This is a genomic window from Opitutus sp. ER46 (genome assembly GCF_003054705.1).
GTDB lineage: Bacteria > Verrucomicrobiota > Verrucomicrobiia > Opitutales > Opitutaceae > ER46.
This window is the reverse complement of sequence record NZ_QAYX01000021.1, coordinates 85,507-99,831: the sequence shown is the minus strand read 5'-3', so window position 1 is coordinate 99,831 and position 14,325 is coordinate 85,507. Positions and strand designations below refer to the sequence as shown.

Annotated in this window: 5 protein-coding genes and 1 tRNA gene; 4 read left to right on the top strand and 2 right to left on the bottom strand. The window is 66.1% G+C overall.

Annotated features, from left to right (window positions below):
* Window positions 1-35: 35 nt before the first annotated feature.
* Window positions 36-121: transfer RNA gene (locus tag DB354_RS08875), tRNA-Leu, on the top strand.
* A gap of 229 nt (window positions 122-350) precedes the next feature.
* Here the strand turns inward: DB354_RS08875 and DB354_RS08870 are convergent.
* Window positions 351-2,870 (bottom strand): SdrD B-like domain-containing protein, encoded by a 2,520-nt coding sequence (locus DB354_RS08870; RefSeq protein WP_107835098.1) that lies wholly within the window; start codon window positions 2,868-2,870, stop codon window positions 351-353.
* Window positions 2,871-3,101: 231 nt separating this feature from the next.
* Here DB354_RS08870 and DB354_RS08865 point away from each other — a divergent pair, with 231 nt between their 5' ends.
* The 3 genes from DB354_RS08865 (at window position 3,102) to DB354_RS08855 (ending at window position 12,846) form a co-directional block, all read left to right on the top strand.
* A complete protein-coding gene (locus DB354_RS08865; RefSeq protein WP_107835097.1) occupies window positions 3,102-8,666 on the top strand; it encodes an autotransporter-associated beta strand repeat-containing protein in 5,565 nt (1,854 codons plus the stop codon).
* Window positions 8,667-8,972: 306 nt separating this feature from the next.
* Window positions 8,973-11,426: a sodium-translocating pyrophosphatase gene (locus DB354_RS08860; RefSeq protein ID WP_343205572.1), complete on the top strand. Its 2,454-nt coding sequence runs from the start codon at window positions 8,973-8,975 to the stop codon at window positions 11,424-11,426.
* Window positions 11,427-11,568: 142 nt separating this feature from the next.
* Window positions 11,569-12,846, top strand: coding sequence for a hypothetical protein (locus tag DB354_RS08855; protein ID WP_107835095.1), 1,278 nt, complete (start codon window positions 11,569-11,571; stop codon window positions 12,844-12,846).
* A 16-nt stretch (window positions 12,847-12,862) separates the two neighbouring features.
* On the opposite strand, the gene DB354_RS08850 is transcribed toward DB354_RS08855, so the two are convergent.
* A complete protein-coding gene (locus DB354_RS08850) occupies window positions 12,863-14,302 on the bottom strand; it encodes an ATP-binding protein (protein ID WP_107835094.1) in 1,440 nt (479 codons plus the stop codon).
* Window positions 14,303-14,325: the final 23 nt, after the last annotated feature.

Below are 14,325 nucleotides of genomic sequence, written 5' to 3'. Positions count from 1 at the left end.
CCCCGCCTCAAATTGTGTCACGGTGCTGCGCAATTGCCCGGATGGCGGAATGGTAGACGCATCGGACTTAAAATCCGATTTCCGCAAGGAAGTGCGGGTTCGATCCCCGCTCCGGGCACCACCCAACGCCTTTCGCCGCCAACTGGCGCCAATCCATTTGGCCGCGGTTTTGCGCCGCGCCCGGCGGAGTGCCCGTCCGCCCAACCGCCCGCCCCAGGGCAGCCGCGCGGCGGTCTTGGCCCCCTTGGGCGACACGCGCCGGCGCGTGTCGCCGCCGGCAGGCGCAAAAAAGGCCGGGCGATACCAAGCCCGGCCTCAGGGGGGATTACGCCCCGTTCATGGAGTCGTGATCAGGACGACGGGCCGTTCACCGCGCCGCCATGGGAATTGTTGTAGGCATCGAACCAGTCCTTTGCCCAGAGCACATACGTGCTCGAATAGCAGTTGGCGTTGGTCAGCACGTACTCGCCCCAATACAGGAACGCGAAGGTCAGCTGCGCATTCCCGTTCAGGTACGCGCCGTTCTGATAGTTGTACTCCGAAGCAAGCAACTGCTTGGCCAGGAGATCCGCCGGACGGGATGAAGACTTGCTCAGAATGGAAGTCGCGGTGGACAGCGAGAGGCAATCGAACGGCCAGAACGCAAAATCCTCGATGCGGCAGGTGTACCTGAGCAGGTCCGTCCGCGAAACCTGCGTGCCATTCGTGCGGCAGGCATCCGCCTTCTGGAGGTTGTTCTTCCAGAAACCGATCGTGTTGCCGTCCGCCGTCATCCCCTTGATCTTCGCAAAATCGAGTCCGAAACCGATGTCCGGCGCGACTTCGAGCCAGCAGTCGACCCGCACTTTCAGGGGGCTGCACGTCGTCAACGACATGCCCTCAGGGGCGGTGGCAACGACCGTGTAGAGGCCAGGCACCAGATCGACAAAGGCGTAGACGCCATTGCAGCCGGTCTTGGTGGTATCGACCACCTGATTGCTCGCGTTGAGCAGCGTGACCGTCACGCAGCTCAGCCCAAAGTCGGCACAGTCGTCTCGTCCGTCCCGGTCCACATCAAAGAAGACCTCACCGACGAGCGTACGCGGCCAGGTGACGTCGACCTTGAACGTGTGTGTCGCCGTGGCCGTCCCGTAGATGTCCGTTGCCGTGACAACCACCGTGTGCGTTCCGGTCGAGCAGACGCTCAACGTCGCCGTACCGGTTGCGGAGGCCGTGCCAAGATTCGCTTTCTGAATTGTGACCGGCGACCCGTCCAGGGTGGCAGTCAGGCCGGTGATCACCGCACCCGTGGTCCGGCTGGTGCCAGTGAAGCTCAGCGGCACGCTCGCCGCCGGTCCACAGGGCATGCGATAGAAGACGGCACCGTCAGCCGGGGAGTTGATCACCACCTTGGGCGGCAACGTCGTCGCCGGCACAATCGTGAAGCTGACCGTGTCGGTCACCGTGATCCCCGCGCTTTTGGCGGTGACCGTGAGGGTGTAGCTGCCGGACGGGAGGTTCGTGAGGGTGCCGGATCCAGTTACGGCCGCCGTACCAGGATTCACCAGCGTCGGGCTCAGCGTCGTCGTGCCCAACACCGCCGTCACGGCATCCACCACAAATCCATTGTTCGACGCCGCCGCGAACGCGTAGTCGACATCCAGGGTGGTGAAGCCTGTCGGCAGCGTCAGCGTCGCCCCATTCAACGGCGTGCTGATCGCCACGGTCGGCGTCGGCGCCACCACATTGACCGTGAAATGGGTCGTCGCCGTCGCGGTCTTCCCGTTGGCATCGGTCGCGGTCACGACGATCTCATGGGTCCCGGCGGTGGAGTAACGCAGCGTGACATTGCCCGCCGCCGTAGCGGTGCCGAGGCCGGTCGGCAGATAGGTCAACGCCACCCCATTGTCGGTCACGGTCAGGTTCGTGATGGTGGTGATGGCGCTGCTGCCCACAAAGGCGAGCGGTACCTCGACCGGTGCTTGGCCCGTGCGGTAGGTGTAGTTCGAGTTTTCCGCCGGGCTGCTGATCGTGACGGTCGGCGGGGTCGTCTCCCCCACCGTAAACGTGTAGTGCGCGCTGGCGTAGGCCGTCCCGATCGAGTTCGTGCCCGTCACCAGCAAGGTGTACGTCCCCGCTTTGGTAACCGTGATGTTGCCCGAGGCGGTCACCGCAGCGGTACCCACGCCTTCAGACGTGAGGGCCACGGGCAGCATCGAAGCCGCGTCACCGTCCTGCGGCCCAAACGAAGCGCTGACCGCTTCGACCATGGGCCGGCCTTCATTCACGATGACAGAGAAGGCGAAGGGGATGGTCATCGACCCCGAAGCCAGCGTGTAGGAACTGCCGTCCGCCGGCGTCGAGATGCTCACCACTGGCTTGAAACCGTCCTCCGGCAGAGTCGCATCCACGGCGGCATCAATCCGGAATGACCCAGGCAAAACCCCACTCCCCCAGCCGGTCGTCGAAACCGCGTAGGAATAGGTCCCGGAGGTGATTTCATTGTCCAAAGCCTCCTTGGGGATCGTAACCGTCACCTCCACACTCTTGGTCTCTCCCGCCGCCGTAAAGGTAAGGGTTGGAGCGCCAAAGGTGACATAGCCCAAAGCCACCTCGTTCTCAACCACGGGACTCGTCAGGACCGTGTTCGTCAGCGTCACCGTCTTGCCCCCGGTATAATCGGGACCCTTCGGGGCGGTGATGCTCAAGGTAAATGTCCCCGTGACCGGCGGCACTCCCGCGACGCCATAGCTTGCCAGATCACCGTTGCGATAGATCACCAGGCCAGCATCATCCGTGGCTCGCAGCGATGCCGCCGCCAATGATGCAAATGCGCAAACAACCAGCATCCATCGAGGAAGCCGTCCGGCGAGTAGGGCGATCGTGTTCATGAGAGTGCTCCGAAAAGAACCGTTGGGAACGGGTTAAAGGAAGTGATCCGCAACCGGCCTAGGTACATCCCCCCAGAAAGTCCACCCCTTTTTTGGGCAAAGATCGGGAGTTTCCCCCGCGCTTCAGAGGTAAATGCAGCTGTTTGTCACCCAGGCAGCCTAGGGGGTACACCCTAATTTGATCGTTGACCCTGGGCGCCGGACCGATGAAGGTGAGACTCTCCCGCTGACATGCCGCGCACTCCGATAGTCCCTGCCCGCGCTTCGACTCGAAAGCCGGCGCTTTCGCGGCTGTTCCGTACCCATAGCCTGGCAACCCTGCTCGTCAGTGGCCTCGGCGTGGCGATCGCGAGTGTGTTCGGATCGTCGGCCTTTGCGCAAACCGCGGTCTACTGGGGCAACACCACGAAGACAGGCAACTGGACGAAGGCCTCCAATTGGAGCGGCAACACCGTACCTGCGAATTCGATCACGACCAACTTTGCCTCCTTCCGGGGGACGGGCGCAACGGTGACGGTCGACCAGAATCGCAGCATTTCCGGGCTGGAATTTCGAAATGGAGCCACGGGCGCCTACTCGATTACTGCCACCAGCAACCGGATACTGACCCTCGGAAGCTACGGGATCGTTGGAAACAGCACGTTCTCAAACACCGTGGGCAACAACCGGCTCAGCCTGCGCCTTGGCGCCGCCACCAGCTTCCAGGGCAACGCGGGGAGCCTTACGATCGCCGGCAACGTCGCCCTGAACGGATTTACCCTCGGGTTGACCGGCAACGGTACCGGGGCCTACGGAGTCACCTCCGCCATCACGGGAAGCGGCAGCCTCAACAAGACCGGAACCAACACCTGGACCCTCAGCGGTGCCAACACCTACTCCGGCACCACCACCGTTACTTCGGGCAATCTCGTCGTCAGTTCCACCGGAACGCTGGGCGCGGCAACCAACAGCCTCGCGGTCAATGGCGGCACCCTCTCGCTCAACAACGCCGCGCAAACCGTGAGCGCCCTCAGCGGCACTGGCGGCAATATCGTGCTCGGGAGCGGACACGTCCTGACCGTCAACTCCTCCACCACCGCGTCGTACGCCGGAAACATCAGCGGCGCCGGTTCGCTCACCAAGTCCGGCACGGGCAGCCTGACGCTCAGCGGCACCAACTCCCAGACCGGCACCACAACCGTTTCGGCCGGAAGCCTCACGATCGCCACCACGGGAAGTCTCGGCGCCGCCACGAGCAGCCTGGTGATTAACGGGGGCACCGTTACCCTGAACAACGCCGCCCAGACGGTCGCCGCCCTGTCGGGAACCGGGGGTAACCTCGCCCTCGGCTCGTCCACGGCACTGACCGTCAACTCGACTGCGACCAACACCTTCGCCGGCAACCTTACCGGCACCAGCGGTTCATCCCTCAACAAGACCGGCTCCGGTACCCTCACCCTCTCCGGTACCAGCTCCTCCTACGCGGGCAACGTCAACATCACCGGCGGCACCGTGATCGCCTCGAGCGCGGGCGCCCTTGGGGGCAGCAGCGCAACGACCAATGTCTCCTCCTCCGGCGCCCTCGGCGTTTCCGGCGGCATCAACCTTGCCGCCGGCAGCATCGTGCTCGCCGGCTCAGGCAGCGGCAGCGGCGCGCTCTACAACGTGAGCGGCAACAACATCGTCGGGAAGATCTCCCTGCTGGGTGACACCACCATCGGAAGCACCGCCGGCAACCTCACCCTCGGCAACACCGTCAATCTCGCCAGCACCGTCACCAGCGGCAGCACGCTGGCGCTGAACGCCGCGACCGGCAGCGTGATCACCGCGAGCGGCGTGATCTCGGACTCCCTCACGAGCGCTTCGCTCGGCATCGCCAACACGGGCAGCGGCACGACCTATCTCACCGCCGCAAATGACTACACCGGCGGCACCACCGTCTCCGCCGGCAACCTTATTGTCACCGCGACCGGCAAGCTGGGCGCGACCTCGGGCAATCTCGTGGTCAACGGCGGCACGCTCGGTCTTCTCTCCAACCAGACCGTTGGCTCCCTATCGGGTGGTGGCGGCACCATCGCGCTCGGCTCGGGCATCGGTCTGACCGCCGGCGGAACCGGTAGCAGTACCTTCGCCGGTGCATTCACTGGAGACAGTACCACGTCCTTTACCAAGACCGGCACCGGCGCCCTGACACTCTCGGGCGCCAGTTCGTCCTTCGCCGGCAACATCAACATCACCGCGGGCACCTTGCTTGCCACCAGCGCCGGGGCCCTTGGCGGGACCAGCGCCCGCGCCACCGTCTCCTCCGGCGCCGCGGTCGGCGTGAACGGCTCCGCCCTCAGCGTCGGCAACCTCACCCTGGCCGGTACCGGTGTGAGCGGCAGTGGCGCCCTCTACAACGCCGGAGGCACCAGCACCGTGTCCGCCGCCCTCACCACCTCCGGCAACGCCACCATCGTCGCCAACACGGGTTCACTCGCCCTCTCGGGCAACGCCAACGTCACGACCAACACGACGCTGTCGTTCGATGTCTCGAGTTCGGGCGCCATGACCGCCAGTGGCAACATTGGCGGCGGCGGTTCGATCGCCAAGACCGGCACCGGTGTTCTCACCCTCTCCGGCAGCAACACCTACACCGGCGGCACGAGCGTCACGGCCGGCACGCTTTCCGTCGCTTCGATCGGATCCCTCGGCAGCGCCAGCAACACCCTGACGATCGACGGTGGCACGCTGCAGTACACCGGCGCCAGCACCGGATACACCAACCGCACGTTCCGGCTCGGCCCCGCGGGCGCGACGCTTGCCTCCACTGGCTCCGGTGCCCTCCAACTCGCCGGCACGATCCAGGTGACGGGAACCGGTGACCGCACCCTCACCCTCACGGGCACCAGCACCGCCCTCAACACGGTCTCGGGCGCGATCGGTGATCCTTCCTCCGGCAAGACGAGCCTGACCAAGACCGGCACGGGACTCTGGGTCCTTGCCGGCAACAACTCCTATACGGGGACCACCACGCTCAGCGAAGGCACCCTCACCGTCGACGCCAGCGCATCGCTGGCCGCCGCCACCAGCAGCCTGGTCGTCAACGGCGGCACGTTGAACCTCAACAACGCCGCGCAGACCGTCGGCTCGCTCAGCGGCAACGGCGGCACCATCGCTCTCGGCAGCGCCCACGACCTCACGGTCAATTCGTCCGCGATCACCGAATACAAGGGTGTCTTCACCGGCGATACCGCCACCAGTATCACCAAGGCCGGGACCGGCACGCTCACTCTCTCCGGCGCCAGTTCGTCCTTCGACGGCGCCATGAACGTCGTCGGCGGCACTCTCATCGCCGCCAACAGCTCCGCCCTCGGGTCCAGCAGCGCCACCGTGACGGTGAGCCCGAACGCCTCCCTTGGCCTCATGGGCGGCATCACCAACGCCGCCGCGCTCGACCTTTCGGGCTCGGGCGTGAGCGGAAACGGCGCCCTGTACAACGTCTCCGGCACCAACACGCAGACCGGCGACATTCTGATCTACGCCGACACGACGATCGGGGCCCAGAGCGGCACGCTCAACCTGTCGGGCGGCATCGACCTGGCGAGCACGACCACCGCCAGCACGACCCTCACATTCGACGCGGCCAGCGGGGCCACGATCAACGTCACGGGCAAGATCAACGACACGCTGAACTTTACCTACCCCCTCAACGTTGCCCAGACGGGCAACGGCACGGTCATTCTCGCGAACTCGGGTAACTACTACTACGGCAACACCACCATCGGCACGGCCGGCGGCTCCAGCACCGGCACCCTCGCCCTCGGCGCCTCCAACGCCCTGCCCACGCGCAACACCGATTCGCTGATCACGATCTATTCCGGCACCCTCGCGCTCGGGAATTACAGCGCCACCTCGCAGGGTGACATCATCATGGGTGGCGGCGCCGCCGGCTCCACCGCGGCGATCACGATGGGAACCGGCACCCTCACGCTGGGCCACGACGTCACCTACGACGCCACGAACAATCCGAACGGCGCGACGATCGGCGGCAACGTGGTCCTGACTTCCGGCACTCACTTCTTCACGGTCAACGACTCGAGCGCGGCCCAGTACGACCTGACGGTGTCCGCCGCACTCAGCGGTTACGGCCAGATCGACAAATACGGATCCGGCACCCTGCTCCTGACGGGGAACAGCAGCTTCACCGGCGCGCTCTCGATTATGGATGGCGTGGTCAGCGTGCAGCACAACAAGGCGCTCGGCTCCAACCTGGGCCGCACCTATGTGAACGCCGGCAGCACCGTCGAGCTCAGCAACGCCACCAACGGCGACCTCACCATTGCCGAACGCTTCACCCTTTCCGGCACCGGCTACAACGGCGCCGGCGCCCTCCACAACGTTGCCGGCAACAACACCATCACCGGCTCGACCGTCCTTTCCACCACCAACGCCCGCATCGCCGCGGACGCCGGCACCTCCCTCACGTTGTCGGGCAACATGAACTCGAGCTCGGGCGGCAGCCTCCAGACCGGCGGCGCGGGCACGGTTACGGTCAGTGGCGACATCGGCACCGGCGTGACCGGCATCACCAAACAGGACAACGGCACCCTCATTCTCTCGGGCGGCAATGCCTTCAGCGGCAACGTCAGCGTCCAGGGCGGCGTCCTGAGCGCCCGCAGCAACACCGCCCTCGGCACCAATAACACCGTGATCGTCGACAACGGCGCGACCCTCGCCTTCGACAACACCGGAGCCGGCGGCAACCTCGCGACCGTCAACAGCACCGTCGTCCTCAACGGCCAGGGCTTCGGCGGCGCCGGTGCCCTCCGCAATACCGCCGGCGCCAACCTCTTCAACGGGTCGGTCTCCCTCGCATCCTCCTCGCTCCTCACGGCCGACACCGGCACGCGGCTGACGATCGGCGGCAGCCTCACCGGCAACGGCAGCAGCACGCTCACCGTTGGCACCGCCACCCAGAACGGCGGCATGCAGATTTCCGGCGCCATCAACGAGGTGAACCTGGTGAAGAACGGCGGCGCGGTCAGCGGCACCAACGGCATCCTGACACTCGGCGGCGGCGGCTCGATCGGCACCGTCGCCCTCAATCAGGGCCAGATCAGCGTCACCGGCGGCACGCTCAACACGGGCAACTTCACCGCGGCCAGCGGCACCTCCCTGCTCATCGCCAGCGGCGGCACCGTGAACGTCACCGGCGATGCCGTGTTCAACAACAACACGATCAACTCCGCCAGCGCCGGCACCCTGCAGATCAGCGGTGACAGTTCGCTCACCTTCAACGGCAGCATCAACGCCTCCAACCTCACCCTGGTCCTCGCGGGCGGCAGCGCGGGCGACAACAGCGCCCCTGTCACCGTGTACCTGGGCGGGAGCAATGTGACCGTGGGCAAGATCATCATCACCGGCGACACGATCCTGGATTTCGGCGGCTCCGGCGGCACCACCCTCACCTCCGGGGTGTTGGACATCCAAAACCCCAACGCCAAGATCCAGGTCGTCAATTGGGTCAGCACCGCGAACAACGCCTCCCAGAGCACGATCTGGTACGTGCTGAGCACGATCAACAATGGCACGCTCGGCGGGCAGGACCAGAACGGTGGCTCCCCCCTCGACCAGATCACCTTCCCCAATCCGATCGGCGGCAACGGCAACACCACCACCTGGGTCGACAACACCTGGCCGGGCTGGTTTGACCACGAAATCCGTCCGACCCCCGAGCCCGGCACGTACGGCGCGATCCTCCTCAGCGCGTGCGGCGCCCTCCTCGGCTGGCATCGCTATCGGCGCCGTCGCGCCGCCACCCCGGCCGCCTCCTGAGGTTCGCCGCCGTCGGCCGCCGGCCGACCGTATCCATCGCGGACCCGCGCCGTCGTGACGCCGCGGATGCATGCCGCCCGCCCCGCGGCAACCGCCGCCCGATCTTCCGCATCAACGCAATCCCTACCAAGGACTCGGGGTTTCCCGCGCCCCCGCGCGCCACTAAAAGCTGGCCGCGTCGCGCGAGCATCGCCAGAAAGGGGTCACCCCCTTACCCGCGCCTGTGGCGGGTATCCGGCCCACAACCGGAAATTTGCTTTCCCTCCTATGAACCTCGGCGACTCCCTGAAACTGGGCGCAGCTGGCATGGTTGCGTTCTGTCCCACCCTCCTTCGCGCGAGCGAAGCGAACATCAAGATCCCGGAACTGACTCAGGTCCGGTTTGAAGGCCTCGGAGGCATCAGCGGTGAAACCCTCCTCTACGGCGGCATCGCCCTCTGCGCGATCGGCGCCGCCTTTGGCATCGTGCAATACCGCCAGACGAAGGCGCTGCCCGTGCACGAATCGATGGCCAGCGTCTCCCATTCCATCTGGGAGACGTGCAAGACCTACCTGTTCACCCAGGGGAAGTTTCTCGCGCTCCTCTGGCTGCTCATTGCCGCCTGCATTTTCTATTACTTCAAGGTGCTCGAAGGGGAGCCTCTCGGCCACGTGCTCGTGATCCTGCTGTCCTCCGTGCTCGGCATCCTCGGTTCGTACGGCGTCGCCTGGTTCGGGATTCGCATCAACACCGTCTCCAATTCCCGCACCGCCTTCTCCGGCCTGAAGGGCCACCCGTTCGCCACCCTCGGCATCCCGCTCCGCTCCGGCATGAGCGTCGGCCTGCTCCTCGTGTGCGTCGAACTGTTCTTCATGATCTGCATCCTGATGTTCCTGCCGCGGAACCTCGTTGGGCCCTGCTTCATCGGCTTCGCCATCGGCGAGTCGCTCGGCGCCTCCGTCCTGCGCATCTGCGGCGGCATCTTCACCAAGATCGCCGACATCGGCTCCGACCTCATGAAGATCGTCTTCAAGCTGCCGGAGGACGACCCGAAGAACCCGGGCGTCATCGCCGACTGCACCGGCGACAACGCCGGCGACAGCGTCGGGCCCACGGCCGACGGCTTCGAGACCTATGGCGTGACCGGCGTCGCCCTCATCGCCTTCCTCGCCCTCGCCCTCGCGGCGAGCCCGGTCGTCTGCGCGACGCTCATCGTGTGGCTGTTCGCCATGCGCGCGCTCATGATCGTGACGTCACTCGCGGCGTACTTCGTCAACGAGGTCATCAGCCGCGCGCTCTATGCCCACCGCAAGGACTTCGACTTCGAGGCGCCGCTCACCCACCTGGTGTGGCTCACCTCCGCGATTTCCATCGCGATCACCTTCGCCGCCTCCTACTTCCTCCTCGCCCATCAACCGGGGTTGCACCCCGGCCTCTGGTGGGTGCTCTCCGCCATCATCAGCTGCGGCACGATCGCCGGTGCCGTCATTCCGGAGTTCACGAAGATCTTCGTCAGCACGAACTCCCGCCACGTGAAGGAGGTCACCAACTGCTCCCGGCACGGCGGCGCCTCGCTCAACATCCTGTCGGGCTTCGTCGCCGGCAACTTCTCTGCCTTCTGGATGGGGCTCGCGATCATGCTGCTGATGTTCACGTCGTACTACTTCTCGCAGCACGCCGGCCTGCTCTCGATCATGCCGGACAAGTTCCTGTTCGCCGCGCCGATCTTCGCGTTCGGCCTCGTGGCCTTCGGCTTCCTCGGCATGGGCCCCGTGACCATCGCGGTCGACAGCTACGGCCCGGTCACCGACAACGCCCAGTCCGTGTACGAGCTGTCGCGCATCGAGGCGCGGCCCAACATTGCCGCGGAGATCGAACAGCAGTTTGGCTTCGCCCCCGACTTCGAACACGCGAAGTACCTCCTCGAGAAGGGCGACGGCGCCGGCAACACCTTCAAGGCGACCGCCAAGCCCGTGCTCATCGGCACCGCCGTCGTCGGCGCCACCACCATGGTGTTCGGCATCATCATGCTGCTCGAAAACCTCTTCGGCAACGTCGTGACCCGCCTGTCCATCGTGCAGCCCGAAATCATCCTCGGCCTGCTCATGGGCGGCGCCGTCATCTACTGGTTCACCGGCGCTTCCTGCCAGGCCGTCGTCACCGGCGCGTATCGGGCAGTCGTATACATCAAGGAGCACATGAAGCTCGATGCCACCACCGCCTCCGCAGGCGACAGCAAGGAGGTCGTGCGGATCTGCACCGTGTATGCCCAGAAGGGCATGTGGAACATCTTCATCGTCGTGTTCTGCCTCGCTCTCGCCCTGCCGTTCTTCAGCGCCTACTTCTTCATCGGCTATCTCGTCGCGATCGCGTTCTTCGGCCTCTTCCAGGCCATCTTCATGGCCAACGCCGGCGGCGCGTGGGACAACGCCAAGAAGATCGTCGAGGTGGAGCTCCGCGAGAAGGGGACCGACCTCCACGCGGCCACCGTCGTGGGCGACACCGTGGGCGACCCGTTCAAGGACACCTCCTCCGTCGCGATGAACCCGGTCATCAAGTTCACCACCCTCTTCGGCCTCCTCGCCGTCGAGATCGCGGTCACGATGGAAGACCAGCTGGCGAAGACGCTGATCGGATCCGTCTTCTTCGTCGTCGCCCTCTTCTTCGTCTACCGCTCGTTCTACCTGATGCGGATTCCGGCGCAGCCGGAGCCCGGCCACTCCCCGGACACGGAGCACCAGAAAGGCCCGCCGGTCATGGGTGTTCCGCTGGCCAAGTAAACCCCACACCAGCGCGACCGGATCCCCCTGCCGGTTGCGGGGAGGCCACGGCGGATCGCCGTGGCCTCTTTGTTTGCGCGCATGCGTAGTGTTCCACCTCCCATCCCGCGGGTTTCACGCTTGGCAGCCCCGCCCCCGCCGCATGCTCTTGAGCACCAACATGCCCGCCGATCGCAGTGTCCAGTTTCACCTCTCGCGATCCGGTCTCTGGATACTCAGCCTGCTCCTGCTTGCCCCCTGGATCCTGCTCGCCGGGTGGATCCTGCACGGCCGCGCGCGTCACGCCACCGCCCCGGCCTCACCTCCGGTCGCCACCGCGCCCGCCGCCAGTGGCGATGTCCAGGCCGGCCACCCCGGCCCGTGGGGGCAGCTTGAGTACGCGCGCATCCTGCTCGAGCCGCCGGAGGAGTTCGTCGCCGACGACGCCGCCCAGGACGGCATCCGCCCGTGGCTGTTCAAGGGCTATTCGGACGCGATGCTCGCCACCCTCGCCGACGCCGCCCACCTGACCTCCGCCCAGCGCGAGTTTCTCACCGCCCCCACCCATCGCGAAAGCCACCCCGAGGGCATTCTGCTGCACCCCGAGGCCGACTTCATCATCGGCCTCTCCCCCGACAGCCGCGCCCACCTCTACGCCGTTCTCGCGCAGTGGCCGGAAAACTTTTCCCAAGCCAACCCCTTCCGGCTGCGCATCCAGGATGCCCCACATTGGCTGGATCAGGCGGAACTGCCCGAGTCCGTCGTGACGCTCACCCAGCAGCTCTTCTACTCGCGCGGCAACGTGATGTGCTTCGCCGACGACCGCATCGTGCTGCCGATGCTCACCTCGGCCGCCCAACGCACCCGTTACATCAAGACCCTCGCGCGCAAGTCCGCCCTCATGGTCCAGCTCCGCATTCTCCCCGGCCAGGATGTCAGCGCCATCGCCGAGTACTGGGGCCGGGGCGGCCGGAGCAAGGATCTCACCCCGCTGCTCCAGTCCCTCGCCCGCCGCCCGCAGGGCGGTTCCATCGACATCGTTCACCTGCTCCCCCGCTTCGCCCGCCAGCACGTCTACACCTACCCGCTCCCTTCCGACCGCCCCGCCGACGCCAACCACGACTGTCACTGGACGTCGCTGAACTTCGCCAACGCCGACCCCGACGAACGCTTCGCCGACATCGACGTGGTGCGCCAGACGATCCTCGACCAGTACTACCCGGTCTATGGCGAACCCCGGCTCGGCGACCTGATCATGTTCGTCCGGCCCGACTCCGTCGTCATCCATTCGTGCGTCTACCTCGCCGACGACCTCGTCTTCACCAAGAACGGCGCCGCCTTCTCCATCCCGTGGATCATCTCGCCGCTCTCGGACGTGCAGGCGTTTTACGCCGACCTGCCCAACATCGAAATCCGGCGGTTCCGGCCCAAGGGCCAGTAGCCCGTCGCCTGGACTCTCATTTCGGCAGCGTGAGATGGAAAATGCTGCCGTGCGGCTGCACCGGCTCGTAATCCAGCGCGCCCCGCAACGCGCGCATGTAGGCCTTCGTGATCGAGAGCCCCAGGCCAAAGCCGCCCCGATCGCGCCCCCGCGAACGGTCCGGCCGGAAAAAGCGTTCCGTGAGATGGCATCGATGGGCCTCGCTGATGCCCGGACCCTCGTCCTGCACCGAGATCCGCACCTCGGTCTCCCGGTCCTGCACCCGCACGGTCACCGTCGCACCTTCCGCGCTGTACTTGATCGCGTTGTCGATGAGGTTCTGCAGCGCCTGCCGCAGCAGGACCGCGTCCGTCACCGCCGCACAGGGCGCCGCCTCCACGAGCAGCTGCTGCCGTTTCGCCTCCGCCAGGATCCCAAGCTCCGTCACGCTGGCCGCCACCACCTGGTCGACGCGGACCTCCGCCGGATGCGGCACCGCGGCTCCGCCTTCGGCGCTCGCCAGCTCCAGCAGGCGCTCGATCAGCACCTGCAGCCGCTGCGCCTCCTCGAGCATGCTCCCGATGATCTCGCGATACTCCTCGACCGACCGGCCGCGCCGCAGGCCGACTTCCCCCACGCTCCGCAGCGTCGTCAGCGGGGTGCGCAGCTCGTGTGAGGCATCCGTCACAAAACGATCCAGCGCCGTGAACGAGGCCTCCAGCCGGTCCAGCGTCTCGTTGAAAACCCGGGCCAGCCGGCCGAGCTCATCATTCGGGTTCGGCGTCGGCAGCCGCCGCCCGAGGTTGTCCGCCGTGATCCGGTTCGCCTCCGCCACCATCTCGTTCAACGGCGCGAGCCAGCGGCGCGTCAGCACATAGCCGCCGATCACCAGCAGCGCCACGACGACAGGCAGCGCCACCAGGATGATCAACCGCAGCGCCCCGAGCGCATCCGCCGCCGGTTCGTGCACGCGCATCACACGGATCATCCACGACGTGTCGCCCCCCGGCCCGGTGTAGGGCACCGACAGCACGCGCAGCCGCAGGTCCTGCGCGACGTTGAACACCGAGATCGTCTCCCGTCCGCGCACCGGCGCCGCGGGCATCTGCTCCACGCGGTTGTCCGTGAACGGCCACATGCGCGTGACCAGCCGGCTCTCATCATCCCACAGCTCAAACCACGGATTCTGCGTCCCCCATGCCCCGCGCTCCGGCAAGGGCCGGCCCGCCCACCAGAGGCGTCCGTCCGTGCTCACGCTGAGCCGCTGCTGGATGATGCCCAAATCGCGCCGGAGTTCACCGTCCAGCGGTGTCGCCATCCGCGCGCTCACAAAGAGATACAGCGTCACGCTGAACAGCGTCAGCAGCACCGTCCCGCCGGCCGCATACCAAAGCGCCAGGCGAAAACGCAGCGTCCGTCGCCCCCACCAGCCCGTCACCACCTTCCAGATCCGGTTCCGCTCGTGGGCCGCGTTCATGCTCCGTTTACCTGCCGGCCCGC

Coding starts and splice junctions, on each gene's coding strand:
- DB354_RS08870 (WP_107835098.1), bottom strand. CDS start 2,870: ATGAACACGATCGCCCTACTCGCCGGACGGCTTCCTCGATGGATGCTG.
- DB354_RS08865 (WP_107835097.1), top strand. CDS start 3,102: ATGCCGCGCACTCCGATAGTCCCTGCCCGCGCTTCGACTCGAAAGCCG.
- DB354_RS08860 (WP_343205572.1), top strand. CDS start 8,973: ATGGTTGCGTTCTGTCCCACCCTCCTTCGCGCGAGCGAAGCGAACATC.
- DB354_RS08855 (WP_107835095.1), top strand. CDS start 11,569: ATGCTCTTGAGCACCAACATGCCCGCCGATCGCAGTGTCCAGTTTCAC.
- DB354_RS08850 (WP_107835094.1), bottom strand. CDS start 14,302: ATGAACGCGGCCCACGAGCGGAACCGGATCTGGAAGGTGGTGACGGGC.